General features: G+C 42.2%; 26 protein-coding genes and 2 pseudogenes. 19 read left to right on the forward strand and 9 right to left on the reverse strand.

Features of this window, described 5'->3' with window-relative positions; genetic code table 11:
- Window positions 1-425: pseudogene (locus ACFPOH_RS06630) on the forward strand (group II intron maturase-specific domain-containing protein); the annotation flags it as partial.
- A gap of 83 nt (window positions 426-508) precedes the next feature.
- Here the strand turns inward: ACFPOH_RS06630 and ACFPOH_RS06635 are convergent.
- Window positions 509-757, reverse strand: a complete 249-nt coding sequence (locus ACFPOH_RS06635) for a hypothetical protein (protein ID WP_390309134.1) — start codon at window positions 755-757, stop codon at window positions 509-511.
- 110 nt (window positions 758-867) lie between these two features.
- Here ACFPOH_RS06635 and ACFPOH_RS06640 point away from each other — a divergent pair, with 110 nt between their 5' ends.
- From ACFPOH_RS06640 to ACFPOH_RS06655, 4 genes are all read left to right on the forward strand, one after another.
- Window positions 868-1608, forward strand: a complete 741-nt coding sequence (locus ACFPOH_RS06640) for a metal ABC transporter ATP-binding protein (protein WP_390309136.1) — start codon at window positions 868-870, stop codon at window positions 1606-1608.
- 11 nt (window positions 1609-1619) lie between these two features.
- Complete coding sequence (locus ACFPOH_RS06645; RefSeq protein ID WP_342469233.1) at window positions 1620-2465, forward strand: metal ABC transporter permease; 846 nt, start codon at window positions 1620-1622, stop codon at window positions 2463-2465.
- Window positions 2462-2875, forward strand: coding sequence for a Fur family transcriptional regulator (locus tag ACFPOH_RS06650; RefSeq protein WP_390309138.1), 414 nt, complete (start codon window positions 2462-2464; stop codon window positions 2873-2875). The genes ACFPOH_RS06645 and ACFPOH_RS06650 overlap by 4 nt, the downstream gene beginning before the upstream one ends.
- Window positions 2876-2966: 91 nt before the next feature.
- Window positions 2967-3905, forward strand: coding sequence for an ABC transporter substrate-binding protein (locus ACFPOH_RS06655; protein ID WP_390260696.1), 939 nt, complete (start codon window positions 2967-2969; stop codon window positions 3903-3905).
- Between the two features lie 125 nt (window positions 3906-4030).
- Here ACFPOH_RS06655 and ACFPOH_RS06660 read toward each other — a convergent pair whose 3' ends face one another.
- Both ACFPOH_RS06660 and ACFPOH_RS06665 read right to left on the reverse strand, forming a co-directional pair.
- Window positions 4031-5272 (reverse strand): MFS transporter, encoded by a 1242-nt coding sequence (locus tag ACFPOH_RS06660; protein WP_390309140.1) that lies wholly within the window; start codon window positions 5270-5272, stop codon window positions 4031-4033.
- A gap of 147 nt (window positions 5273-5419) precedes the next feature.
- Window positions 5420-6805 carry a DHA2 family efflux MFS transporter permease subunit gene (locus tag ACFPOH_RS06665; RefSeq protein WP_342471291.1) on the reverse strand — a complete coding sequence of 462 codons (1386 nt, stop codon included), beginning with the start codon at window positions 6803-6805 and terminating at the stop codon, window positions 5420-5422.
- 162 nt (window positions 6806-6967) lie between these two features.
- Here ACFPOH_RS06665 and ACFPOH_RS06670 point away from each other — a divergent pair, with 162 nt between their 5' ends.
- From ACFPOH_RS06670 to ACFPOH_RS06700, 7 genes are read left to right on the forward strand one after another with little or no spacing between them, the layout of a single operon-like run.
- A complete protein-coding gene (locus tag ACFPOH_RS06670; RefSeq protein WP_390309141.1) occupies window positions 6968-8581 on the forward strand; it encodes a spore germination protein in 1614 nt (537 codons plus the stop codon).
- A complete protein-coding gene (locus ACFPOH_RS06675) occupies window positions 8578-9672 on the forward strand; it encodes a GerAB/ArcD/ProY family transporter (RefSeq protein ID WP_390309142.1) in 1095 nt (364 codons plus the stop codon). Before ACFPOH_RS06670 ends, ACFPOH_RS06675 begins: the two co-directional genes overlap by 4 nt.
- On the forward strand, window positions 9669-10874 hold the full coding sequence (locus ACFPOH_RS06680) for a Ger(x)C family spore germination protein (RefSeq protein WP_390309144.1): 1206 nt from the start codon (window positions 9669-9671) through the stop codon (window positions 10872-10874). The genes ACFPOH_RS06675 and ACFPOH_RS06680 overlap by 4 nt, the downstream gene beginning before the upstream one ends.
- Before the next feature lie 30 nt (window positions 10875-10904).
- Window positions 10905-11516, forward strand: a complete 612-nt coding sequence (locus ACFPOH_RS06685; protein ID WP_390309145.1) for a bifunctional adenosylcobinamide kinase/adenosylcobinamide-phosphate guanylyltransferase — start codon at window positions 10905-10907, stop codon at window positions 11514-11516.
- Window positions 11517-11527: 11 nt separating this feature from the next.
- Window positions 11528-12301 carry an adenosylcobinamide-GDP ribazoletransferase gene (cobS, locus tag ACFPOH_RS06690; RefSeq protein WP_342469242.1) on the forward strand — a complete coding sequence of 258 codons (774 nt, stop codon included), beginning with the start codon at window positions 11528-11530 and terminating at the stop codon, window positions 12299-12301.
- Complete coding sequence (locus ACFPOH_RS06695) at window positions 12274-12870, forward strand: histidine phosphatase family protein (RefSeq protein ID WP_342469243.1); 597 nt, start codon at window positions 12274-12276, stop codon at window positions 12868-12870. The genes cobS and ACFPOH_RS06695 overlap by 28 nt, the downstream gene beginning before the upstream one ends.
- The gene (locus ACFPOH_RS06700; protein WP_390309147.1) at window positions 12822-13253 is read left to right on the forward strand and encodes a bifunctional adenosylcobinamide kinase/adenosylcobinamide-phosphate guanylyltransferase; all 432 of its coding nucleotides are present in this window, start codon (window positions 12822-12824) and stop codon (window positions 13251-13253) included. Before ACFPOH_RS06695 ends, ACFPOH_RS06700 begins: the two co-directional genes overlap by 49 nt.
- Before the next feature lie 51 nt (window positions 13254-13304).
- On the opposite strand, the gene ACFPOH_RS06705 is transcribed toward ACFPOH_RS06700, so the two are convergent.
- Window positions 13305-13967: a CPBP family intramembrane glutamic endopeptidase gene (locus ACFPOH_RS06705; protein WP_342469245.1), complete on the reverse strand. Its 663-nt coding sequence runs from the start codon at window positions 13965-13967 to the stop codon at window positions 13305-13307.
- Between the two features lie 381 nt (window positions 13968-14348).
- On the opposite strand from ACFPOH_RS06705, the gene ACFPOH_RS06710 reads away from it, so the two are divergent.
- From ACFPOH_RS06710 to ACFPOH_RS06720, 3 genes are all read left to right on the forward strand, one after another.
- Window positions 14349-16148, forward strand: a complete 1800-nt coding sequence (locus tag ACFPOH_RS06710; protein WP_342469246.1) for a carbon starvation CstA family protein — start codon at window positions 14349-14351, stop codon at window positions 16146-16148.
- A 293-nt stretch (window positions 16149-16441) separates the two neighbouring features.
- Complete coding sequence (locus ACFPOH_RS06715; RefSeq protein ID WP_390309149.1) at window positions 16442-17551, forward strand: DUF4062 domain-containing protein; 1110 nt, start codon at window positions 16442-16444, stop codon at window positions 17549-17551.
- A 2-nt stretch (window positions 17552-17553) separates the two neighbouring features.
- Complete coding sequence (locus ACFPOH_RS06720) at window positions 17554-17694, forward strand: hypothetical protein (protein WP_342469248.1); 141 nt, start codon at window positions 17554-17556, stop codon at window positions 17692-17694.
- 228 nt (window positions 17695-17922) lie between these two features.
- Here the strand turns inward: ACFPOH_RS06720 and ACFPOH_RS06725 are convergent.
- Window positions 17923-18962, reverse strand: a pseudogene (locus ACFPOH_RS06725) (transposase).
- 244 nt (window positions 18963-19206) lie between these two features.
- Here ACFPOH_RS06725 and ACFPOH_RS06730 point away from each other — a divergent pair.
- From ACFPOH_RS06730 to ACFPOH_RS06740, 3 genes are all read left to right on the forward strand, one after another.
- A complete protein-coding gene (locus ACFPOH_RS06730; RefSeq protein ID WP_390309151.1) occupies window positions 19207-19437 on the forward strand; it encodes a hypothetical protein in 231 nt (76 codons plus the stop codon).
- A 119-nt stretch (window positions 19438-19556) separates the two neighbouring features.
- Window positions 19557-20273, forward strand: coding sequence for an enoyl-CoA hydratase/isomerase family protein (locus ACFPOH_RS06735; RefSeq protein ID WP_390309152.1), 717 nt, complete (start codon window positions 19557-19559; stop codon window positions 20271-20273).
- A 247-nt stretch (window positions 20274-20520) separates the two neighbouring features.
- Window positions 20521-20706, forward strand: coding sequence for a hypothetical protein (locus tag ACFPOH_RS06740; protein WP_342469251.1), 186 nt, complete (start codon window positions 20521-20523; stop codon window positions 20704-20706).
- 63 nt (window positions 20707-20769) lie between these two features.
- Here ACFPOH_RS06740 and qoxD read toward each other — a convergent pair whose 3' ends face one another.
- The 4 genes from qoxD to qoxA are packed head-to-tail and all read right to left on the reverse strand — an operon-like array spanning window position 20770 to window position 24601.
- Window positions 20770-21051 carry a cytochrome aa3 quinol oxidase subunit IV gene (gene qoxD / locus ACFPOH_RS06745; protein ID WP_390309153.1) on the reverse strand — a complete coding sequence of 94 codons (282 nt, stop codon included), beginning with the start codon at window positions 21049-21051 and terminating at the stop codon, window positions 20770-20772.
- A gap of 2 nt (window positions 21052-21053) precedes the next feature.
- Complete coding sequence (locus ACFPOH_RS06750; protein ID WP_342469253.1) at window positions 21054-21650, reverse strand: cytochrome (ubi)quinol oxidase subunit III; 597 nt, start codon at window positions 21648-21650, stop codon at window positions 21054-21056.
- Window positions 21647-23635: a cytochrome aa3 quinol oxidase subunit I gene (gene qoxB, locus ACFPOH_RS06755; protein ID WP_390309156.1), complete on the reverse strand. Its 1989-nt coding sequence runs from the start codon at window positions 23633-23635 to the stop codon at window positions 21647-21649. Before qoxB ends, ACFPOH_RS06750 begins: the two co-directional genes overlap by 4 nt.
- Before the next feature lie 48 nt (window positions 23636-23683).
- Window positions 23684-24601 carry a cytochrome aa3 quinol oxidase subunit II gene (gene qoxA / locus ACFPOH_RS06760; RefSeq protein WP_390309158.1) on the reverse strand — a complete coding sequence of 306 codons (918 nt, stop codon included), beginning with the start codon at window positions 24599-24601 and terminating at the stop codon, window positions 23684-23686.
- Window positions 24602-24979: 378 nt separating this feature from the next.
- Between qoxA and ACFPOH_RS06765 the strand changes: the two genes are divergently transcribed.
- Window positions 24980-26869 (forward strand): ABC-F family ATP-binding cassette domain-containing protein, encoded by a 1890-nt coding sequence (locus ACFPOH_RS06765; RefSeq protein WP_390309160.1) that lies wholly within the window; start codon window positions 24980-24982, stop codon window positions 26867-26869.
- The last annotated feature ends 11 nt before the right edge of the window (window positions 26870-26880 follow it).

The following is a 26880-nucleotide window of genomic DNA, read 5'->3' on the forward strand; positions in this document are numbered from 1 at the left end:
AGCCAAAGGTTCGTATCGCAAAAGAAAGCCTTAAACGAATGAAGAATAAAGTTCGTGAAATCACATCACGCAAGATGCCCTACCCGATGGAATACCGCATTCAGAAACTGAATCAATATCTAGTGGGGTGGTGTGGATATTTTGCGTTAGCAGACACCAAATCTATATTCCTTGAATTAGATAAATGGATTCGTAGAAGACTTCGAATGTGTCTATGGAAGAACTGGAAGAAACCGAAAACAAAGATGCGCAACCTTATTCAACTTGGCGTACCACAATGGCAAGCGTAAGATTGGGGAAATACTCGGAAGAGTTATTGGCGTATTTCAAAAAGTCCAATATTACACAGAACCCTTGGTAACTCCTATTGGAGAAACCAAGGGCTGAAAAGTCTTGAAGCTCGTTATGAAAACTTGCGTCAATGATCTTAATTGAACCGCCGTATACGGAACCGTACGTACGGTGGTGTGAGAGGACGGGAGTTAATCGCTCCCTCCTACTCGATTAGTTATCTCAAATCATCCAGCATCTTCTTATATTTTTTAAATTTCTTCGTTCCCAATATTCGCTCGGCTTCTTTCAAAACCCAATCCGGTATTCCCGTCACAAGCCAGGTGATGTTGGCCTTTTGAGCCAGTGGCCGGAGTTGCCGGATCTCCTCAATCGTCAAATCCACTCCGTATTGCTTCGCCATTTTCCTGATTTCGTTATCGGATTTCGATAATAATGACTCCCAAAATTCAATAATCTGATTCATCTCGTCATCCTTTCCATTGATCAAGCAAGAAACCTTTACAAAGATACGCAAATCTCGTATACTTACAAAATGTAAATCGTAATGATTATGAATTAGAAAGAAGAGAAACGATGAAAAAACCTTTTGTCGAGTTGAAAAATGTTTCGTTTAACTATGGATTGGATCCCGTTTTAAATAACGTTTCTATAACAGTGGATGAAGGGGATTTTTTAGCCCTTGTCGGTCCGAATGGTTCGGGAAAATCCACTTTATTGAAAATTATTTTAGGGTTGCTGAAAGCCAAAGGAGAAGTAACGCTTTTTGGCGAACCGGTTTCTTCATTCCAGCATCGGGAATGGATTGGATACGTTTCGCAAAAATCCAATTCTTTCAACACCGCCTTTCCGGCAACCGTGAAGGAAGTGGTGCAAAGTGGATTGACGAAAAAAGCCGGATTATTTAAACGGTTGCCAAAGGATGCAAATAAACGGGTGCATGAAGCTTTGGCTGCTGTCGGAATGGAGCAGTTTCAACACCGCAATATTGGCGAACTTTCCGGCGGCCAACAGCAACGGGTGTTTATTGCGCGGGCATTGATTTCTGAACCCAAATTGCTCGTTTTGGATGAACCGACAGTCGGCGTGGATATCAAACAGGTTCAATCATTTTATGATATGTTGGGAGAATTAAATAAGAAACACAATTTAACCATCATTTTGGTTACTCATGATATTGAAACGCCTTCCAACCAGATCAGTCATGTAGCATTTTTGAATAAGCGCATTCTTTTTTACGGAAACATGGAAGAATACAATCAAATTCCAAAAGAACAAATTTATGAGTGGTACGGTCATTCCGTACGGGCGGTGTAAGGAGAGCGGGTATGTTAGATGCAATCATTCATTATGAATTTTTACAAAATGCTTTTATTGCCGGAATCATTATAGGTTTCATTGCTCCTCTGTTGGGTGTGTTTATTGTGGTCCGCAGAATGTCCCTGATTGCCGATGCGCTCTCCCATGTCACTTTGGCGGGGATTACGGGGGGATTATTGGTAAATCAGAATCTGGCCGCATTGGGTTTCCTCAATCCCATTTATTTTGGAATAGCTGCCAGTGTGCTTGGTTCTGTTTTTATTGAAAGGTTACGGGCTTTATATAAACATTACGAAGAATTGGCGATTCCGATCATCATGTCCTGCGGAATCGGCTTGAGCGCCATCTTTATTTCCCTGGCCAATGGTTTCAGCACCGATGTGATGGGCTATCTTTTTGGCACGGTTTCCGCCGTTTCAAGACATGATTTATGGATCATCCTCGCCATTGCTTTCATTGTGTTGTTATTTTTGGCATTCTTTTTTAAAGAAATGTTTGTGTTATCCTTTGATGAAGAGTATGCAAAAGCGTCAGGGCTTCCGGCGAAAATGATCCATTTTCTGTTCATGGTCGTGGTTGCATTGACCATTGCCGCAAGCATGCGAATTGTCGGGATCCTGCTTGTTTCTTCATTGATTACGCTGCCTGTTGCCAGTGCAATGCGGTTGGCGAAAGGGTTTAAGCAGACGATGATTTATTCGGTTCTATTCGGGGAATTGGCGGTGATCGCCGGATTGATTTTGGCCTTCTATTTGGATTTGGCCCCGGGCGGAACCATTGTCGTGACTTCGATTCTGATTTTGATCATCGTCATCTTGTTCAAAAAAGCGGTTCGGAAGGAGGCGCAGCAATGAACCGGGAAAAAGCTTGGGAAATATTAAAAGCGAATGGATACAAAAAAACGGATAAACGGGAGCTCATTTTATCGATGTTTGAAGCGACCGATAAATATTTGACTGCCAGGGATTTGTTGGAAGTGTTGAAAAAGGATTATCCTGGCATGAGTTATGATACGATTTATCGGAATCTCGCAATCTTTGTCGAGTTAGGGATATTGGAAGAAACCGAATTGAACGGGGAAAAAAATTTCCGAATGCATTGCGAAGTGGATCACCATCACCACCATTTCATCTGTTTGAAATGCGGAATGGTGAAGGAAGTATCGTTATGCCCATTGGAAATGATGGAATCCATGCTACCAGGTTATTCCGTTGAATCCCATAAATTTGAACTCTATGGAAAATGTCCGGCATGTAATGTATAATTTTTCTTATGATGCAAACAAAGGGGCAGAAAAAATACCATTTATAAGCAAATCTGTTCCTGGAAAATAAAGAAATAAAGAGGGGTAAGAAATGAAGCTGAAGAGAATCTATTTTTTACTTGCACTTATACTTGCCTTGGCATTAGCAGGCTGCGGCAAAGATGATGAAGCGGCGCCAAAAGAAACAGATGCCAAAAAATCCGGCGATTCATACACGGTGGTGGATGATCGCGGGGTGGAAATCACATTTGATAAAGTGCCTGAAACCGTCATTTCGTTGCAGCCAAGCAATACGGAAATTTTGTTTGAATTAGGCGTGGGAGACAAAGTTATTGGTGTTACGGAATATGACGTATGGCCGGAAGAAGTGCAAAACATTGAAAAAGTATCCGACACAATCAATGTGAACTTGGAAAGGGTCATTGAATTGAATCCGGATGTGGTATTTGCCTACACAATGGGCGGCGAGGAACAAGTGGAGCAGTTGGAAAGCGCGGGATTGAAAGTGTTTGTCATCCAATCCGCCAGCTCCATCGAGGATGTGTACGGCGACATTGGACAAATTGCCCAAGTGATGGGCGTTGAAGACAAAGGTAAAGAATTGGTTGAAAAAATCAAAGGTCAATTTGCTGAACTGAAAGAAAAAACAGATAAAATAGAGCAGAAGAAAAAAGTTTATTTTGAAATCGCTCCTGCACCGGATATTTGGTCCATTGGTTCAGGCACATTCCAGCAAGAGTTAATTGAAGCAGCGGGGATTGAAAATATTTATAGAGATCAAAATGGTTGGTTTTCAATATCTGAGGAAGACATTATCAACCGCAATCCAGATGCAATTATTACAACGGTGAATTATGGCAAAGATCCAACAGTAGAAATTAAATCTCGCCAAGGTTGGGAATCTGTTACGGCTATTCAAAATGGGGCCGTTTATGAACTGGATGCGAATATTTTGGACAGACCTGGTCCACGCATTGCAGAAGCAGCCGAATTAATGGCCAAAACAATTTATCCGGAAATATTTGAATAATAATAATCCAAATAGAAGCCAGGCCATTCATCCGACAAAAAGAGCGAAGAATTTTCGCTCTTTTTTATGGGTATTGAGGTGGTGCATATCTTCACCCAATGTCCCCCTATGGATAAATTTGAAATCTAATGTTGCTGTTTTTTGATCACAATGACAAATAGGCTTGCCAATACACAGAAAATGCCTGCCATAAAAAAAGCCCATGTGTATGTATTAAAATATTTATAGACTAGTCCTCCCCCGTAGGCGGCGAAAGCGGCGCCAGCCTGGTGGGCAGCATATACCCAGCCGTAAATGACCGCACTCTTCTGCACACCAAATATTTGCCTTGAAATATTGATGGTTGGAGGCACCGTGGCAATCCAATCCAAGCCGTAAAACACGGTAAATACAATAAGCCAGGCCATGTGGCCGTTCATTAATAAAAATGGTAGCACCACTAAAGAAATTCCTCTTAAAAGATAGTAAAAAAATAGCAGCCATCGATTATCAAAACGGTCAGACAGCCAACCGGAGAGCGTCGTCCCCAAAATATTAAAAATCCCCATAAAAGAGAGCAGTGAAGCGGCGGTGACAAGCGGAATCCCAAAACTGATGCAATAGGATACAAAATGGGTCCCGATCAGCCCCATTGTTGAACAGCCGCAAATAAAGAAACTTCCGGCCAACAACCAAAATTCTTTTTTCTTTACGGCTTCAGCCAATCCCCCAAATGCTACCACGACAGGATTGCCATGTTGGGTATTCTTTGTTTCCTCCATCTCCTCAAGTTGGCCATAGGGTAAAATCCCCATTTCCTTGGGCGAATTTTTCATAAAGAAAAAGATGATCAGGGTCATTATCATCAGGATCGCAATGATGAACCCGATTGCCCAGCGCCATGAATAATTTTCAATAATCATCGCCAAGATGGGTAGCAATAGTAACTGGCCCGTTGCGGTGCTCGCTGCCAGGATCCCGGTGGCAAGCCCTCTTTTTTCCTTGAACCAATGATTCGCCACATAGGGACTTAATACGGTTAATAACAGACTGGAACCGAGACCAAGGATTGTTCCCCAGATGATAATCAAATGCCAGGATTGTTTCATGAAGAAGGTCGAAAAGAGCCCGGCCAGCAAAATTCCCATTGAAGCGAGCATCATTTTCTTCAATTTCCATTTTTCCAATAAGGCGGCCATAAAAGGGCCAGCCATTCCGTAGAAAAGCATGCAGATCCCAAAGGAAAGGGAAATGATGGAGCGGTCCCAGCCAAATTCTTTCTCAAATGGGGTCAAGAAAACGCCTGAGGATGAAACCACGATTCCTGCTGTCAGAATGGAGAAAAATGAAATGATTAATATAACCCAACTATAGTGAATGCGTTTCAAGGTGACCCCGCCTCTCAATCAATGATTCTTGTTTCAAACCGCCCGTCCAACATATGACGGAATTTTCTGATAACAAAAGGGTGGAAAGGATAGATTCAGGCATTTCTTTCCGCCCGGCTATCCTTATATAGTGTTGCTAGGAAACGATCAATTCGCGCTTTCCATCGGACGCTTTTCCTTTTTTGCAAGGAAGAAGGAGAGAAGAAGGCCGACCGCACCGAAAAGCATCGCAACGAAAAAGGCGATTTTGATTCCTTTAAAGATCCCATCGTGTTGGATATTGCCAAAACTCATGACGGTCACAAGCAATGCGGCGAAAATGGAAGAGCCGACTGTACGGATCGTGTTATGCATGGCCGTGCCATGGGCAATGAGTTCATGTGGCAATGAATTGATCCCTGCTGTCATCAAAGGCATGGAAAGCAGGGCAAATCCCAGCATTTGAACTGTAAAGATCGCGGAAATAGCGGCAAATGACGTATCCTGGCCGATGAAATTATACAGAATGGTTGCCAGTACAATACAGCTGAATCCGATGATGGCAAGCCCTTTTACGCCGAACCGGTCAAACAGCTTTCCGGAAATCGGCGACATGGCACCGGTAATGATGGCACCTGGCAAAAGCATCAATCCGGAGGTGAGGGCCGTGCCTTGTCGGACATTTTGAACAAAAATCGGCAAGATGGTTTCAATGCCGATCAGCAACCCGAATACGACGATGGAAAGAATCGTCGTCAACGTAAATTCCTTGGATTGGAACACGGTGAAATTCAACATCGGCTGGGACAGTTTAAATTGTCTCCGGATAAAAAAGAATAATGAGATGGAGCCGATCAGGATGGAAAGGATGACATTCAGCCCCGTCCATCCATAAGTCCCCACCATACTTGTCGCGTAAAGGAGGCCGCCCCATCCAAAGGAAGATAAAATCACCGATAACACATCCAGTTTCCGTTCATGCTGTGTCGTCACATTCTTCATTAAAAAGATGGCAAGGACGAATACGATCAGTGTAATAGGCAAAACGGTGTAAAATAAAAATCTCCAGGAAGTGTGGTCAATGATCCATCCTGCAAGAGTCGGTCCGATGGCCGGAGCAAAACCGACCACCAATCCGCTCATCCCCATCGCTGCCCCGCGTTTTTCCACGGGATAGATGGAGAAAATCACCGTCTGCATCAACGGCATCAACATACCCGCCCCGATGGCCTGAACGATCCTTGCGACGATGAGCAGCCAAAAATTCGGCGTGACGGCACCAATCAAGGTTCCAATGGCAAAAATGCCAAGAGCAAAAATTAATAAAGCTTTGCTGCTATATTTTTCAATCAGAAAGGCGGTAATGGGAATCATGACGCCATTGGCCAGCATGAAGCCCGTTGTCACCCATTGGGCCAGTGTCGGACTGACGGAAAATTCTTCCATGATTGATGGCAATGCCACGATGAGCAACGTTTGATTCAGCAAAGAAACAAAAGATGCTGCAAGCAATATACTGACAATCAAATTCCGATTATATGAAACACTTTTCATAGTTTCCAAAGCTGCAATTCTCCTTTTTTTCAAATGAAAAGGAAATAATAAGAAAATCTTAAATTAAGTGAGAATAGAAATCAAGCAAAGAGAAAATAATCGCATGTATGGAATATCTTTCTTCGAACATAATAACAACAAAAACATGAAACATTCAGGCAGGTGATTGGATTGTCACCGTTCTTCAAGAAAAGCAATCATAAGACAGATCAAACGTCCATTTATCCGGTAAGCAAGATAGTGAACGAATATAAGGATAAACAAATGACAGGCATTCTGGATGACAATGTCCGCCTGCTGAAAGAGATTTTTCATAAGGATATGGATTATTCTTTGCGGACTTTTGAACTTTTTCAACATAGACATGCCGCCATTGTTTATCTGAATTCCTTGGTGGATCAAGAGGTCATCAATCATGACGTCATAAAACCATTGCAACATTATGAAGCTCCTGAAAAAGAACCCTTGGACATCCTAAAATTTCTCATCGACAATATCCTTTATTTCAACGATGTAAAAAAAGTGAAAGACTTTTCAACGATTATAAGCTCCATTGTACAGGGAAAAGCGGTTGTTTTTATTGACGGAATCGCTGAGGCGCTGGAACTGTATGTTGTAACAAAAGAAAAAAGGAGCATCGAGGAACCGGAAACGGAACGGGTGGTACGGGGACCGAGGGACGGTTTTATCGAACATTTGTCCACGAATATTGCCTTGCTCCGTTATCGCCTGCCCATTCCGGAATTCCGGGTGGAAGAATCGGAAGTGGGGGCAAGAACGAAAACGAAAGTGGTGGTTTGTTATATTGAGGATATTGCCAACCCCACATTGGTGGAAGAAATGAAAAAAAGAATCGATGCGATTGAAATTGATGGGGTATTGGATTCCGGTTATGCGGAGCAATTTCTTGAAGATAATCCGTTATCGCCTTTTCCCCAATTGATCAATACCGAAAGGCCGGCTAAAGTGGTGGGGAATCTTTTGGAAGGCCGTGTGGCGGTATTGTTTGAGGGGAGCCCATCCGCGCTGATTGCACCCGCCACGTTTAATCAGTTTTACCATACAACGGAAGATTACAATGAACACTGGGTCATTTCTTCATTCGTGAGAGTTTTCCGGATTCTCGCCCTTTTGTTTTCATTGACTTTTTCTTCTCTTTATGTGACCGTCATTTCTTTTCATCCGGAATTGATTCCGGCGAAATATGTTGTTGCGGCTTCCAGCGGGCGGCATAGCATTCCGTTTCCCGTCATCCTTGAAGTGTTGTTGTTGGAACTCGCCATGGAAGTGCTGAGGGAAGCGAGTATACGGATGCCGCAACAAGTCGGCGGGGCCTTATCCATCGTCGGGGTGCTCGTTGTTGGACAGGCAGCGGTGCAGGCGGGATTTGTCAGTCCCATCACCGTTGTCATCATCGGAATGTCCACCATCGGTTCCTTTGCGATTCCTTCATATAATGCGGCCAATACGTTCCGCATGCTGCGTTTTCTTCTCATTATTTTGGCAGGCACCCTCGGTTTGTTGGGGCTCGCTTTAGGTCTTATGGTTGTGGTGAATCACATGCTGTCCTTGCGTTCCTTCGGTGTGCCTTATATGGATCCTTATGCGCCATTAAATATGAAAGCGATGAAGGATTCCATTATCCGGTTTCCGTTCTATAAATTAAAAAAGCGGCCTTCCAATATTCATCCGCAAGATCAAACACGTCTGGGAGAAATGGAAAAGCACTATACCAATTACAATTTCCTAGATAAAGAAGAAAGGGAAAAAATATGAAACATACCGATTCGATCAGTTCCATTCAAATGGCCATCATTATTGCAAGTTCAATCATTGGGGTATCCTTGATGGTATTGCCAAGATTCGTTGCCTCCAAGGTGGGGGAAGCGGCAATATTGGCAAGCGTTGTCGGGCTGTTGATATCATTTTTGAGTGTCCTTGCTATCACTTTATTGGGCAGGAAATATCGAAATTATACCATCATCGGATGCAACCGATTAATATTGGGGAAATTTGTGGGCAATTTGATGAATTACATGATCATCCTTTTGACCATTTTCCTTATGGGGCTTGAGGTTCGGCAATTTTCGGAAGTGCTTGCCAGCGGTTTATTGCCGAACACACCGATCGAAATATCCATCGCTTTAATGATCATTCTTTGCGCATTGGTCGGCTTCCGCAATGTTTCCACCTTCGCTTATATTCATACGTTCTATTTGCCTTTTTTATTGATTCCGATGGTCTTTTTTATTCTTGCCTTTGAAGATATGGAAAGTTATCATTTATTGCCCATTTTCGGCCATGATTTATCCTTTTTTGAGTTTATGTCCGGTGCTTTCGAGATGTCCTCCGCAATCACCAATTTTTTTGTAATCTCCTTGTTAATCCCTTATATAAAGGATAACGAAAGCATGGTAAAAAACGGGATTTGGGGTTTCTTCCTGGGCGGGCTCGCCATCCTGTATACCATTATCGTTGCTCTTGGCGTATTCGGGGTGAAAGAGCTGGAGCAAATTCATTGGCCTGCATTGTCGTTGAGCCGGGTGATCGAAATACCGGGAGAAGTATTATCAAGAGTGGATGCAATCATTCTCATAACATGGATTTTTGCGGTTTTTACCACATTGCTGTCTTACTTTTTTGTCATTGTCCGGGGAACCGCAGAGATTTTTCGGACGAACCGATTTGCCTTTATTTCAACGATTATGATCCCCATCATATTCGTGGTTGCCTTAATTCCAAACAATGTATATGAAATTTTTGAATATGTCATCACCATCGCTAAAATTGTGACAGTTCTCTTTATATTGCTTCCGTTCGGTTTGATCGTCATAGGCCGTTTCCGGAAAAAGGTGGGAGTGCAATGAAAAGGGTCCTATTATTTATGGCTATCATTCCAATCCTGATGTTGTTGAGCGGGTGCTGGGACCGATATGAGCTGGAAGAAAGGGCGATGATTCTTGCCATCTCCATCGATGTTACCGATGATAGGGAAGAAGTGGAAAAGTATGAAGTGACCCATTCGAAAGGGGATTTTCCGGTTCGTGAAGATCAAAAGTATTACAAACTGACGGCCCAATTGGCGGTTCCGGGAAAAATCATGCTCGGTCCCGGCGGTGGAGAAACGAATTCAGAAGATACGGACTGGCTGTTGGTCACATACGGCTATACGATGAAAGATGCGCTGTCCAATTTGCAACAGGAACTGGCTGAGAAAATATATTTGGGACATATTCAAATTATTGTCGTCAGCGAAGAAATCGCGAAAAACGGAATCAGTGAGATCATGGATTTTTTGAGAAGGGATTATGAAGTTCGGAGAAGCGCCTGGCTCATGATTACAGATGGGGGGGAGGCCCAAGATATATTGAATGCCACGCCCCCAATCCAAACGGTACCTTCTTTATATTTATCCAACACATTGAAAGATGCGGTACGATTCGGAAAATTGCCGAAAGAGTTTTTGGGGAAGATATGGATCGATTTTTCGGATATCGGGGTGGATGCCATGATTCCCCTCGTCAAATCCATGGGGGATCATATTCTCGTGCATGGGCTCGCGTACTTTAAAGGAGATAAGATGGTTGGAAAACTGACACCGACCGATACAGGTGCCATATTGGCGATACAAGGCATGAATCCCGCAGGATATTCGAACGTTGTTGAAACGGAGGATCAAAGCGGAGTATACCTTATCAAGCCGCAAAGAAGAAAGTCGAAAATTTCGGTGAAACTGGTGGATGGTGAACCGAAAGTGACCATCAATGTGAAAATAGAAGGGTTTGTGGAAGAACAAAATCATGTAAATGATTTAAGCAAAGACAGGCTGGAGGAGCTCGAAAAGACTTTATCCAACTACGGTGAAAAAGCATTGTCCAAGCTGATGAAAAGACTTCAGCAAGATGAATCGGATATTCTTGGAATTGGAGCGAGGGTGAGGGCGAAATATCCGAAATATTGGCATGAAAAGGTCAAAGACGATAAGGGCTGGTATGAAGTGTACAAGGATTTGGATATTCAAATTCATTTGGATTATAAGATCCGTCGTGTCGGCATGGAATGGAAATAGGAAATTTATTTGATTCAGGCTGTCCTTTCAATGATATACTCATTGTTGGACAGCCATTATTTTTTGTTGATTTTAAAAGGAGCGGACAAGGTGGGCAAAATCATTTTTATTACCGGTGGAGTCCGGAGCGGAAAAAGCGCCTTTGCGGAACACTATGCGAAAACCCTTTTTGGGCGGCATCAGAAAGGGTTATTTTATATCGCTTCCGGCGTCCCTTTTGATGAAGAAATGAAAAAGCGGATACGCCGGCACCAAAATGACCGGGAACGATCACAATTGCCGTGGGTGACAATGGAAGTCGCCGATGACCTGCCGCAAGCGACTTTCGGTGCGGACGACATTGTATTGTGGGATTGTATCACGACCTGGTTAAACAATGTATTGTATAAAACGGAACAGAGTGAAAATCGATATGTAAAAATTCAACAATCGATTGAAAGATTCCAACAAACGGTCGGGCGATGGAAACAGGACGGTGCCATTGTGCTGTTGGTATCGAATGAAGTGCTCGATGAAGCCTCTTCAATCTATGAGGAAGTCAATTTATATCGTGAACTGATCGGCAAGCTTCATCAATGGATTGTGGCAATTTGCGATGAAGCGTATGAATTGGATTATGGAATCAATGTACGTAGGAAATAGGCGGTGTTTTTGTGAAAAATTTAGTATATGGATTTTTATTATCTTTGCAATTTTTTACTTCCTTTCCCATCCGGAAGGCGCTTCCGATGACGGACAAAAGCGTGACAGCAATGTTTGGCGCAATGCCGTTTATCAGCCTGTTGATGGGAATGGCGGTTGTACTGGTGATCCGATTAAATGATGTTTATTTTGAATTTTCCCCGCTTTTTTTAGCCATTTTGGTGGCGGTGCTGAATGTGGCCATGACAGGCGGTTTGCATCTGGATGGCTGGATTGATTTGGGGGATGCGTACTTTTCCTACCGGGACAAAGAAAAAAGGCTGGAAATTTTGAGCGACTCCAGGGTTGGAGCATTCGGCGCGATCGCTTTGGCGGTCCTATTATTATTGAAAGTGGGCATTTTTCATGAGATGTTCCTTCAGCGCCCTTCACATCTTTTTTATTATGTTCTTATAGTGCCCCTTTTGTGCCGTCTGGCGATCATGATCTATTTTAATATGTCGGTCAATGTGAAGGAGTCGGGATTGGCCGCTTATTTTAAAAAACAGGTGATTCCGGGTCGTCTTTGGATCTTTATAGGGGTTTATCTGTTGATCATTCTCGTGTTTGGAATTTTGTTGAAGGACGTTTTTTTCTTTGTTTTGCTAGTGGTCATGCTGATTTCGGCCTTATTTTACCGAAACTGGACGTACAAACATTTCGGCGGCATGACGGGCGATTTGCTCGGCGCATTATATGAAGGGATGGAACTGGTGCTATGGGGAATTCTGTTGTTGTGCATCTGATTCGCCACGAAAAAACGAAGGCGAATTGGCAACGGAAATATCTTGGATGGACGGATGAACCGATCGCGATCCGGAAGGCGGTTTGCTCGGTTCCGGTACATACAGAAACCGTCTATGGCAGCGATTTGAAACGCTGCCGGGAAACGGCAGAACTGTACTTTCCCAATGCCCGGTACCTCCCGTTTTCCGGTTTGAGGGAACTCGATTTCGGGGATTTTGAGATGAAAACCTATGAAGAATTGAAACATTTTGAAACCTATCGCCGATGGATTGATGCGCCGTACAAGGTGACGCCCCCCGACGGCGAATCTTTTGTTGATTTTGAAAAGCGGGTGCTGGACACGTTTCATCATATTGTGGGCAGCGGAGGAGAGTATGTGTTTGTCGTCCATGGCGGGGTGATCCGATTGTTGATTTCAAAATTTTTGAAGGAACATAGTTTCCAGGAAGTGACGGCAGAGCATCGAACGATTTACACTTTCGTTTGGGATGATGTTGGATCGTTGAAAGGGGGAGAAGCATGCAATCGGTTATCGGTGGCGCCTATAACGGTAAGAGAAAATTTGTAAAGGAATCATTGAAAGACTTGGGGAATCAGCGGATCTTTTTCTTTGAAGGGGAAATTCCGGACGGCCCCTTTACAAAAGGGGATTTCGTCATCGTTGGCCGTTTTGAAAAGATGGTCCCCCAATACGATGGCTTGTCCGAAGATGAAATTGTGGAACAAATGATGGCCAAGTTGTTGAAATTGGATGAAGTGACGAATTTGATTTGCATATGCACAGACATCGGCCGCGGCATCGTCCCCCTTTCCAAAGAGGAGCGCCATTTGAGGGATACTTGCGGCCGGTTGTATCAGCAACTGTTTGAAAAGAGCGAAAAAGTGATCCGGGTGTGGTATGGGATTCCTGAAGTGTTGAAAGGGGACCATTGCCGTTTGATCAAATCTTAAACACACCAATTGAAAACTTCTGCAACCAAATTATCGGTGCAGAAGTTTTTTTCATGCAAAAAACATGACCCATCCGATGAGGATGATGGCAAGATCCGCGCTGATATGCACCACCCAGGAGCCTTTAAAGGAACCGGCCCGTTTCGTGAGAACGTCAAAAACAAAACCCACGGCAAATAATGAGAGAAGAATAAGGAGCATAATCCAAAGGGAAAACCAGCTTTGAAACAACGCAATATGATAAATGGAAAACAACAAGGAAGAAAACCCATAGGCGGTTTTCCGGTAACCCGATTCATAAAGATTCAAGAAGATGAATCCCCGGAAAAAGAACTCTTCCAAAAAAGAATTCCCAAAAATGATATAAATGCCTCTCAAAATATACTCGTTTTTTGACAGTTCCAGTTCTTTCAGGATATTGGAAAAGTCCACAAAGGAACCAAAGAGCCAAAAAACAAGCCAAATGATGCAGAAAACAGCGGTGGAAAGGGCAAAGCTCAACCGCAGCCCCGATTGTTTTTCTTTCATCCTTTTGGCAGGTTGAAACCATTTCCAATAAATCAGCGGAATGGAGGTAAAAAAGATAATTTTGAAGATCGTTTTGATTTCATAGGTGGATAAAAGAATCTGTTCAATGATGTATAACATGATGCATGCAAAAATGGACGCAACAATGATGAAAGCGGGTTCTTTGTATTTATGAATCAATGACAATAAACTGCAACTCCTTTTTGGAAAAAAACAACTGAATTGGATTGTACTATATAAACGTTTCAACCTCCCATCCGGTTTCGGAGAAGAGGAAGTTGGATGGAAATCATTGAAATCATTGAATTTTTAGAAGAATTATAAAAAATAGTAATTTACTAGAATATTTTACCGTTAATATAGAAAAATAAAGCAAAACTGATTTTAAAGGTTTTTATAGTGAAAACAATTTCTTCTATTATTATGTAGTTGATTTTTATATAACAGATGAAACAGAAAACTATTGTTATATAACAAAAATGGTGCTAGGATATGTTTATATTCAAAATAAAAAGATTATTAGAATAATGAAATGGAAAGTAGAGAGAGAAAGGGGAATAAAAGGGGATGAATGCAATCACCATTGTAATCGGGGCAATCTGCATTTTAGTAATTGCTTACCGATTTTACGGCATTTTCTTTACGAAAAAAGTGTTGAAAATCAAAGATGATCAACCGACACCGGCACATACATACAATGACGGAAAAGACTTTGTGCCAACAAATAAATGGATTGCTTTTGGCCATCACTTTGCGGCCATTGCAGCGGCTGGTCCATTGGTGGGACCGGTGTTGGCGGCCCAATTCGGATATCTGCCGGGATATTTATGGCTTTTGATTGGGGCCGTTATTGGCGGGGCTGTGCATGATGCGGTGGTGTTATTCGCATCCATGATGAAAGGCGGAAAATCCCTTTCAGAAGTCATGAAAGAAGAATTGGGACCGGTTGCCGGCTTTTGTACAGGCCTTGCCATGCTATTTATTATCACCATTACGATGGCAGGACTTTCCATGGTGATTTTGGGGGCGTTGGCTGAAAATCCATGGGGCACATTCGCCGTTGCTTCCACCATTCCAATCGCCATGATCATGGGATTGATCAACCGGTTTACCGGAAATATCAAATTATCGACCATCATCGGTGTGGTTCTGCTCGTTGCGGCAGTCTTCTATGGACCATCCATCCAAGGCACTTGGTTGGGGGATGTATTAACTTTAGATAAAGATACATTGGCGATGATCTTGCCGGTTTACGCGTTCTTTGCGGCAGCCTTGCCGGTATGGTTCCTGCTTGCACCGAGAGATTATCTGTCCAGCTTTATGAAAATTGGGGTATTTATCGCGTTAATCATTGGGGTATTTATTATAAATCCAACAATACAATTTCCAGCCATTATTCCGGATTTTATTAATGGCGGCGGTCCCATTGTTGCGGGTCCTGTATGGCCATTTGTATCCATCACCATCGCCTGCGGTGCGATTTCCGGTTTCCACGCGTTTGTAGGCTCCGGTACAACACCGAAAATGCTGAATCGTTGGGAGGATATCCGACCTGTCGGATTTGGTGCCATGTTGGTGGAATGTGTGGTAGGGGTGATGGCATTGGTTGCCGCGACGGTTCTACATCCGGCCGACTATTTCGCCATCAACTCGGCGCCTGAAAAATTCGCCCAATTAGGCATGACGGTCGTGGATTTACCGGTGCTTTCCGAAGCAATCGGCATGGATCTTGAAGGGCGTACTGGCGGTGCGGTGACATTGGCTGTGGGGATGGCTTCCATTTTCTCAGGCATCAAATGGTTCAGCCATTTGACAAGCTACTTCTATCAATTCGTCATCATGTTTGAAGCCGTCTTCATTTTAACGGCGATTGATGCCGGTACGCGTACGGCCCGATATTTGATTCAAGACTTTTTGGGGAATGTGATCAAACCGTTGAAGAAAACGGATTCGATGCTTGGAGCAATCGGTGCAAGCGCCTTGGCCTGCTTGATGTGGGGGTATTTATTGAATTCCGGGGACATCGCATCCGTATGGGCGCTGTTCGGGGTATCCAACCAGTTGATGGCATCCATCGGGTTAGTGTGCGGGGTGACATTTGTATTGAAAATCGCAGATAAACGCATTTACGCCCTGACATGTTTGATTCCGCTCGCTTACCTATATGTGACGGTCAATGTGGCAGGCATCTGGATGATCAAAAATGTCTACTGGAACGAAGCGGCAAGTGGATTCAATATGGTGAATGGCGTGTTATCGGTCATCATGTTGGCGCTTGGGTTGGTGATTGTGGTGACGTCCATTGTGAAGTGGAAAGAACTTTGGGCAAGCCCCCGCTTCAGCAAAGTGGCAACCATCAACAACTAATCTGGTGATGGTTGCCATGAATGGGATGGGAAACATATAAAATGAAGGGGTTCATCATAATAAATGCAGAACTTTGCAAGATTTGAATGCAGGGTTCTGCATTTGTTTTTTGTTTTAAAAAATAAAAATTAATTGTTGATAAAAGCTGGTAAGCAATTTGAAAAATCGGAAAATAAGATTTTTGATTGTAGTATAATAAAAGTGTACATATACCCTTTATTACCGGATTATTGTAAATTGTATATAAATACAACAGATTCGTTCTGCAAAAAGCATAAATGGAGGTGAAAATAGTGGATAAACTTTCAGTCTTTATTAGTTCTGTTGCTCAAGATTCATTGACAACGTTGAGGATGAGAACTAAACAATTATTAGATAATTTGGGTCATGAAGGTATTATTTTTGAAGAGAGTATTATGTTTACTGAATTGGATAGTGTTAAAACATGTTTGGAATATGTAAAAGACAGTGATATGTTAATATTATTTATAGACACTAAAGCTGGCTCAATGATTTCCTCCGAAGGTAAATCTGTTACTCATTTGGAATTTTTAACTGCCCATGAAGAAGGAAAAAAGGTCTTGGTTTATGTAAATCGACAAGTTGTTGATGAATTTTTTAAATTAAAAAATAAATTAGACGAAGTTAATGATTTATATTTTAATAATTATAGACAATTCGTAAACGTAGTTGATACTTTCGAAACTACTTACATATCAGATTCATATGTTCTTGTTCTTCTATATGATTTATACCAAAAAGGTTACTATTTAAATTCATTTGAGTTAGGCATTGATTTAGATGATCAAATTAAACAGCATTTATCTTCAATTATGAAAAAGAGCTTAAGGTATCTCAGTATAGAAAAAGATATTCAACGAGCAATGTATCATTTTTCAATATATCGTGATTTTTACGAAAATTCATTAAGGCTTGTTGAATTGATTAGAAACGGAAAAATCGTCGACGCAAGACTTTTATTATCTAGGCTTCAAAATCAAATGGATAGAATTGTAGTTGAAAAAAAATCTAAATATCAAAATGAAAAAATTACAGTATTAAATCCGGCAACGGCAATTACTTTATATTCAATGGAAAGTGATGAAATGGTATTAGTTGAATATAGTGGAGATGTAACTGCCGAAAATATCCCTTTGGATAACCGGGATTCTTATGTTGTGATAACGGCTACAAATCCTGAATATGAGGAAGCGTTATTTTATAATTATGATAAAAATCTTTTTTATTTTTTGTTTAAAGTGAATACATATGTTTTTTGTGTGCATTATCCAAACGATGGGGAAATTATTAAAGAAGAGTATCATGATTTTGTATTTAATGCTATACTAGAGTCAAAGGGATATCGTTATTGCTTTTTTCTGAAAAAATTGATGGAGGGGTAAGTATGAAAAAGGAACGGATTGTATTGGTTGCATCCGCAAAAAAAGGTTATGGCAAACAAATTATCGAACGTCAACTTGCTGCAATGAAAAAAGAATCTGCATCGATTCAAGAAAAATTTGCTAAAGTTTGTGGTACAAGGTAAAAAATGGTACGATATGTTAATTACTCGTATGTATTTTCTTGAAGATAATTTGAAGGTAAGAAAAAGCCGAAATTTCGGATGTAGTGAATGCAAAAGAATATATGTTTGTAACCGGAAAGTCGCCATAAAATAAGGAAAGTATTTTCCCCTCTTTCAGGTTTGAAATGGAAGACAATAGAACAAATTTTTATTAAAAAGAGAATTTGAGTTTGTTCAAATTCTCCTTTTTCAATTTCTCTCCATTTTTTTGGTCGTTTGATCTTTGTTGGCCGTGTATATCCGTAAATTCACGGCCATTAAGGCAATGCCCATTTCATTTTCCACCTTCGATTTTCCTCGGACGGAAAATCGGGTGAAACGCGAATTAGCCTTCAAGAATCCAAAAACTGGTTCTACGTCTATTTTACGTTGACGGAAAATAGAACCTGCTTTTTCTTCTGAAAGCTTCGCTCTTATATATTCTTTTTGTCGTCTCCATTTTTCATTCACCATGACCTTTCGGTGGTTGCCTTCCTTTGATTTTGTGCATGATGAACGAAATGGACATCCTGAACAGTTTTCACATTCATCATATTCCCAATTGTCCGGATGAAATGGGTTTTGTTTATATTTCATCTTTTGTTCTTTCTCATACATATGGTATATGGAATAAGCACCTCGCGTTTGCGATCGGAAAGGATATCCCCATAGTTCACTTCACTGCCATACCATGCATTTGCCACAATATACTTTGGCAATTCAAAAATAATGTTGTTCTATCTCATCTAAAAATGGAATGAGTGTACGTGTATCTGAAGGATTTGGAAAGATGCCATAAGCCAGTACGTACTGACCTTTCGTTGCGATTTGTACATTGTACCCAGCTTTCAATTGGCCGTTTTTCATATAGTCGTCTTTCATACACATGAACGTTGCATCTAAGTCTGTTTAGGAATAAACTGTTCCGTTCCCCCAAGATGTCAAAGTCTTTTTGGTACCTTTGTTCCCGTAGAATGAAGTCTATTAATTGTTTGTAGGCTTGTTTGGGATATTTCCGGTCGCTTCTTATAATAGAGCTTCAATTTTTAACCTGAAAAGGCAGACTGCGAATAGGCACAAAAAATAATTTTGAGCATCATACGTGGATGATAAGCAGGACAGCCTGTATTTCGAAGAAACGAATGGAAGGCTTCATCAGGGATACTTTCAACAAAATGATGAATGTGGAAGGCAATATCATTTTCTTGTAATTTTATTTCTAAAACTAGAGGTAAATCTAATTGATACATGTTATAATATTTTAAATATAAGGACACTTCCTTTAGCTAAAATTTTTGGGGTCAGATACTTAAATTTTAGCAGAAAGTGTACTTTTATGATGCAATAAAATTAAGCCGCCGACACTTTACTTTTGTAAAATGCCAGCGGCTAATTTTTAGTTAGAGGTGGTTTTGTCCCAGCTTCCTTTAAGCAAAAATACATAATTAACAAAAATATAAATTAATGTTAAAATTTTCTATAGGAGGTGGGTACATGATAAGGTGTATGATTGTTTTGATGACACTTGTTTTAACAACAGGGCTTCTTTATTTAGTGGGGCATCTATTTACCATTCCGTTCTTCATGTTTAATCACCAATATACAGATCATTCAAATGGCCTCTACATTACGAGTGGTTCATTGATTCCTTTCATAATGGGTCTAATGGCCAGTTTTCTTGCAGAAAAAATTTATATTCATAAGTACCGGCAAAAGCTTGGTTGATAACACCAAGTTTTTTTATGCACTTATGCGACAGTTGTTTCGCAAGAACGAAGGTGCAGTGATTACACAACGTTTAAAGGGCCCGATTGGTTTTAACATGAATGCAAGGGGGAAAACCGATGGATGAAGCAATCGTGGTGAAGGAAAGAGAAGATGGAATCGGGATCATTACGTTGAATCGGCCAGAAAAAAAGAATGCCTTAAACATTTCAATGCGAAGAAAAATTTCGGAATATTTGAACAGATGGAAGGATTCGGAGCATATCGGTGTTGTGATCATTACAGGGGCGGGCAACGCATTTTCCAGCGGTTTTGATTTAACGGAGTTTCAAGACCCGGCTTTATTTGGTGAAATCTATGAGTCTTCCGCCAAATACCATCGGGATGTCTGGCATTTTCCAAAGCCGATGATTGCCGGCGTCAACGGATTGGCCTTTGGGGGAGGCTTTGATTTGGCAACGCTATGTGATTTAAGGGTCAGCTCAATCGATGCCGTTTTTGCCCATCCAGAAATCAAGTTTGGCGCCCCGCCTATTTATACACCGCTCTCTTGGATTGTGGGGGAAGGGATTGCGAAGGATCTTTGTTTTACAGGAAGAAAACTGGATGCCAACAAAGCACATGACATCGGCTTCGTGAATTATCTGGTGGAACATGGACAAGTATTAAGTAAATCCATTGAAATTGCAAAGCAAATTTTAGAAGCTCCTTCAGACACCTTGCGATTCACAAAACAATTTATGATCAAACAGCGGGAAGAAAGTTTTGAAGCAGCCTTTCGCATTGAGCACGATCAAGCGTTTAAAGAAGTGTTATTTAAACATCTCAAAAAATAGAATGTCCTTTATGATTGGGTATGTCCGTGACCTATATTGTCGATGTCCATCCCCTTCGAGAACCCTTGAATGGCAGATGGGGAAGAATTTACCCTCTGATCATCAGTCTTAAAAAGAATAATAGGCATTTTTGAAAACAATCTGTTTAATAATGAAGAAAGTGGAGTACTGATTAATAAAAATTTGTCTAAATTGTGAACAATCAGCATAAACTGTATTCACTTTCCGGACTCGAGGGGGATTTTCATTGTTACATTTTTTTCTTAAGACTTCCGCTTTTCTGTTTGTACTTGGGATTCTATTGCTTTTCAGCAGTTTTATTTTCGATGTTTCTTTTTGGTACGGCATCGGAATCGTCAACAGCGGCATCTACTTGTTGCTCATCGGCCTGTTTCTATATTTAATGGAACTAAATAAGCCAATGGATACATAAATAAAAGGAGAAAGGATGATTTGAGGTCCGCTCAAATCTCCTTTCTCCTTTTTGCAGTTCACATTACATATCCCAAACAAAGATTAATAGTGAACCGATGATTGTTACCACAGCGATAATGATTCCATATAGGACATTCGTAAAAATCGCTTTGCCATCTTCCGTTTCACCGGCGTGCATAAACAGCATGAGCTGCACTGAGGCTTGTACAAAAGCGGTCACAAGAAGAATCGTCATTGCCACGGGAAAAGTGAAATCCAATAAATACACGAGCAATGCAACCAAGGTCAACACCAATGAAAAAATATAGCCGCCGACCTGTTTCGCAGGAAACAATTCTTTCATAATCACATCAATCCTTTCAAGTAGATGAAGCTGAAGATGAAAATCCAGACAACATCCAAGAAGTGCCAGTAGAGAGAAAAGATGAAGGATTTGTTCGCAGTGCGAGGATTAATCCCGTCTCTCATCACCTGGATAAAGATGCATAATCCCCAGAAGAAACCAAGGGTGACGTGGCCCCCGTGGGTTCCGAGTGTCGTAAGCAAGGCGGCGGTGAATCCGCTTGTTTGATAAGTGGCACCCACATGGTAGTAGTGTACAAATTCATTGATTTCAGCTGAAAGGAAAGCTACGCCGAGCAAAAGGGTGATTCCCAGAAAGGCGAGCATCGCTTTTTTTCGTCCGATTCTCATGGCATGTACGGCAAGGCCGATGGTGAAGCTGCTTGTTAACAAAATAAACGTTTCAAACAACACTGGACTGATTTCGAAAATTTCCGGTCCGGCCGGTCCATTCCCGGTCCGGTTTTCCATGATGAAATAAGCTGTGAACAGGGTGGCAAACAACATAATCTCCGCACCAAGGAAAATCCAAAAACCAAAAATGTTCAATTGGTTTTGGTGCGTACTATATTCAAGAGGCTGCGTGTGATCGATTTTCATGAATTGGCACCTCCATACGTGCTTACGGCTGTTTTAATTTCCTCCGCAGATTCAAATTTGCTTTCCGTCGCTTTGATTTCTTCCACCGAAATGTGGCGTCCGTCATCTTTTTCAAAGGAACGTAGCACCATGCAAGCAAAAATGCCGATTAAAGAGACAACCGCAGGAACCCATAATGCAAAGACGAAGGAGAAGCCTGCAATGAAGAAGATGACACCCATAATGAACGGCACTCCGCTGTTATTAGGCATATGGATTTCTTCAATTTCGCCTTTGAACAATTCATGCCCATGTTTTTTCGCGTCCCAGAACGCTTCGCTGGAAGCCACATGAGGCGTGCGGGCAAAGTTGTATTCCGGCACCGGATTGTGAGTGGCCCATTCCAAAGAGCGGGCATTCCATGGATCGTCTCCAACGTTTCTTGGAGAGTGTTTGATACTATAAAAAATGTTATAGACAATGAGACAGAAGGCGATCGCCATCAAACCTGCACCGATGAATGCGACGAAGTTCAAAGGTCCGAAACCTGTCGCTTCAGAGTATGTGTACATACGGCGGGCTTGTCCGTTCAAGCCTGTGATGTACATCGGGAAGAAGGCGAGAATAAATCCAATGGATAAGAACCAGAAGCCCCATTTCCCAATCCGTTCATTTAACATAAAGCCAAACATTTTAGGCCAGTAGTACGTGAGTCCAGCCAGCATCGCGAAGACAACGCCCGGAATGATCGTGTTATGGAAGTGGGCGACCAAAAACATTGTATTGTGATATTGATAGTCCGCCGCTGACATGGCCAGCATGACTCCGGTCACGCCCCCGATGGTGAACAGTGGAATAAATCCGACTGAGTAAAGCATTGGAACGGTAAAACGGATTTTCCCTTTCCACATCGTGAGCAGCCAGTTGAAAATTTTCACTCCTGTCGGCACCGCAATCGCCATTGTAGAAATGGAGAAAATGCTGTTTGTGAGCGCGCCTTGACCCATTGTAAAGAAGTGGTGGGTCCAAACAAGGAATGATAGCAAAGAAATGATGACCATAGAGCCGACCATGGATTTGTAACCGTATAGGTTTCGGCCGGAGAAAGTGGAAATCACTTCACTGTAGATCCCAAAGGCGGGCAAGATCAAGATGTACACTTCAGGGTGTCCCCAAACCCAGAAGAAGTTTGCCCAAAGCATGTCCATACCGCCATTTGTTGTCGTAAAGAAGTTTGTTGCAAACAAACGGTCGGTTGTTCCCATCAATAACGCGATGGTCAATACCGGGAAGGCAAAGATGATGATGACACATGCCATAAAGCTGGCCCATGTGAACATCGGCATTTTCATCAAGGTCATGCCAGGTGCGCGCATTTTTAAAATCGTCGTAATCATATTGATTCCGGTCATCAGGGAACCGATCCCGGAAATCTGAATGGCGATCATGTAATAGTTCGTTCCGACAGATTCACTGAATTCCGTGCCGGCAAGAGGGAAGTAGGATGTCCATCCTGCATCCGGTGAACCGCCGATGACGAAGGAAATGTTAAATAGCATCGCACCGGCAGCAAATAACCAGAAGCTGATGGCGTTCAGTCTAGGGAACGCCACATCACGAGCCCCGATTTGCAACGGAACAATAAGGTTCATAAAAGCGAAGATGAACGGCATCGCCATAAAGATGATCATGACAATACCGTGGGTTGAAAACACTTCATTGTAATGTTGAGGGTCAAGCAATTTATTATCCGGCATGGAAAGCTGTGCCCGTAACATGAGGGCATCCACTCCACCGCGGAACAGCATCAATAGCGCAGAGATTAAATACATCATCCCAATTTTTTTATGGTCCACTGTTGTCAACCATTCCCGCCATAGGTAACCCCATTTTTTAAAGTAGGTCAACCCAAAGATGATGGCGAGGGATACGACGACGATGGCTACCATGGATGCATAAATGGCCGGGTTTGGATTCGGCACCGCAAATCGTTCAAAAAATTCCATCGAATTTTCTCCTCTCAAAATATATTGCGAAAACTGCTAGATTCTAATTTATTCGTGAGCCGCATGTTCGGAATGCATTTCGTGTTCTTTTTCAGCATGCATTTTGTGTTCTTCCCCGGAATCCATTTCATCGTCGGAATGTTCATGCTCCGGTGCAGGAGAGAATCCCAGATGCGTTCCGGTGAAAGTCATTCTTCCAAGATGGCCTGGTTCCAATAATTGTTCAAACGTATCTTCCGTGAGGGGTTCAGCCGTTTCATGCACTTCATCCACCCACTCGTCAAATTTTGTTTGGGTCATGGCGGTAACGGTAAATGTATTTTCCGCAAAACCTTTACCACTAAAGTTTGCGTTCCGTCCCATATATTCCCCTGGCGTGTCCGCAGCCAAGTGGAGTGTCGTCACCATGTCCGCCATGGCATATTTTTGTCCGCCCAATTGCGGAATCCAGAAACTTGTAATGGGGCCAAACGAATAAAGTTTGAACTCGATTGGACGATCGGTTGGAATATACAGGTAGTTCACCGTTTCGATATCCTGTTCAGGGTAGCTGAAATGCCATTTCCAGTTGGAGGATGAAGCGTAAATCACCAATGGTTCCTGATCTTCATATCCTTCCGGTGTCGACTCGACAATATAGTTGCTTTTCACTGTGATAAAGGAAAGGATGGCGACAATAATAATTGGAACTCCGATAAGAATTCCCTCTAAAATCGGATTTCCCTCAATATGAGGGGGTTCATAATCGTCAGGCAGTCTGGATGCCCGATATTTGACAAGCATGTATACAAGTAAAACCATCACGACAATGACAATAAACGCCATAATACCAATGGAGATCATAATATCGCTTGCTTGCCGTTCCGCTTGTGGCCCTTTTGGATCCAACACTAATAAAGGTTCACAACCGCTAAGGAAGACGACAAGCATGGAAAGTAACAACAGTAGTGTTCCTTTGAGTTTCATTGAAGTGCTCCTTTCGATGGTCAAAAAGAAAAACCCTTTTCGACGTCCTAAAATATGTTTGACTCAATAATATATCAAAATAAAAAAATAAAAAGCGTTTACACTATGCAAATAGTAATAATTCATAAAATGGACAATAATTGTTTCATAATTTGTCGATAAATCTCCATACATCAACCAATAAACCCATCCATGCATGTGATTGACATAAAATTTGGAATATATTATTTAAAAATAATTTTATCACGAGCGATGTCCAGGGATGGAAGCGAAAAAGGCGGCCGCCTTTTGCATCAAGTGACTTCATATTGTACATGCCCATCAAAATTTCTATATAATAAAGAATGGAATTCTATATTGAAAGAGAAGATGAAATCGATGAGTCATTTGATAGTTTCGAATTTGACGAAAACCGTAGGAGATAAAACGTTATTTAAAAATGTGGAATTTACGATTTACGAGGGGGAGCGGGCCGGACTGATCGGCATCAACGGAACCGGCAAATCCACCTTGCTTTCCATTTTGGCGGGAGAGCAGGAAGCGGATTCCATCGAAATGGATCATCCGAACAAATATCGCATCGCCTACCTGCCGCAAAAACCGGTTTTTGAAGAAAATGTGACGGTACTGCAAGCGGTCTTTTCCGGAAACTCGCCGATTTTGCAGTTGAACCGGGAGTATGAGGAAGTCGTAAAAGAATTAAGCCTTCATCCGGAATCGGAAACGTTGCAAAACAAATTGTTCCAGCTCCAGCAGCGGATGGATGCGGAAAAGGCATGGGATGTCAATGCCCTTGCCAAACAGGCTTTGACGAAACTTGGCATTGATATGTTTGATGAGCAGGTCTCCAATTTATCCGGCGGACAGCAAAAACGGGTCGCTTTGGCCAAAGTGTTGATTGAACCGGCCGATCTTTATTTGTTGGACGAGCCGACGAACCATCTCGATGCGGAATCGACGGAATGGCTCCAGGAAATGATTCTCCGGTTGAAAGGGGCCATCATTTTCATCACCCATGACCGTTACTTTTTGGATGAAATCGCGACGCACATTTATGAGCTTGCGGATCAAACCCTTTATCGCCATAGCGGCAATTACGCCGACTTTTTGGAAGCCCGTGCGATTCGGGAAGAAAACAGACAGGCGACGCAGGAAAAACTCCGCAACCGTTACCGCAATGAATTGAAATGGATCCGCCGCGGGGCAAAAGCCAGAACCACGAAACAAAAGGCGAGAATCCAACGCTTTGAAGAATTGGAAAAGCAAATTGACCGAAATGCGGACGATGCAAAACTGGATATGTCCCTATCCACAACCCGTTTAGGGAAAAAGGTGTTGGAAGGCGTTTCTTTGTCCAAATCTTTCGGTGACCGTGTGATATTAAAGGATTTTGATTTCCTGATTCAGCAGGGCGACCGGATTGGAATTGTCGGAGCGAATGGTTACGGGAAATCGACATTATTAAAAATATTGGCCGGGGAATTGGAACCGGATGCGGGGGAAGTGATCGTCGGCCCAACCGTGAAAATTGCCCACTTCCATCAGGTGCTGCCGGAGATGAATGAAAATCAGCGGATGATTGAATATATTCGCGAAGCGTCCAATGACATCACCGATTCGGAAGGGGTCCGCTATTCCGCTGCCCAAATGTTGGAGAGATTTTTATTCCCGTTACATACCCATGGAACGCCAATTGGAAAATTGTCCGGCGGGGAGCGGAAACGGCTCCATTTGTTGAGACTGCTGATGGAACAGCCGAATGTCCTGTTATTGGACGAGCCGACGAACGATTTGGATATTGAAACATTGGGCGTGTTGGAAGATTTTATTGAACATTTTCCGGGCGTGGTCATCACCATTTCCCATGACCGTTTCTTCCTAGACCGGATAGCGAAAAAGTTATGGATTTTGGACGGCAAGGGAAATGTGGAAGAGAGCTTTGATCTGTATACGGAATATTTGGCGAAGAAATCCGCGGTTGAAAAGTCGGAATCAAAAGCGGAAAAGCAAGAAAAACCGAAACAGGAAAAGCCGAAAACGGAGAAACGAAAGCTGACATACAAAGAACAGAAAGAATGGGAAACGATCGAAGAAACCATCGCCCAAGTGGAAGAGGCGATCGCCGAAACGGAAGAACTGATGGCCGGATGCGGTTCGGATTATGTGAAACTGCAAGAGTATACGGAAAAATTGAACGAGCTCAACGCGGAATATGAGCGCCTCATTGAAAGATGGACGTATTTGGATGAAATTGTCAATGGAAAATAAGGATTGAAAAC

This window comes from Ureibacillus suwonensis (assembly GCF_042655065.1).
GTDB classification, from domain to species: Bacteria; Bacillota; Bacilli; order Bacillales_A; family Planococcaceae; genus Ureibacillus; species Ureibacillus suwonensis.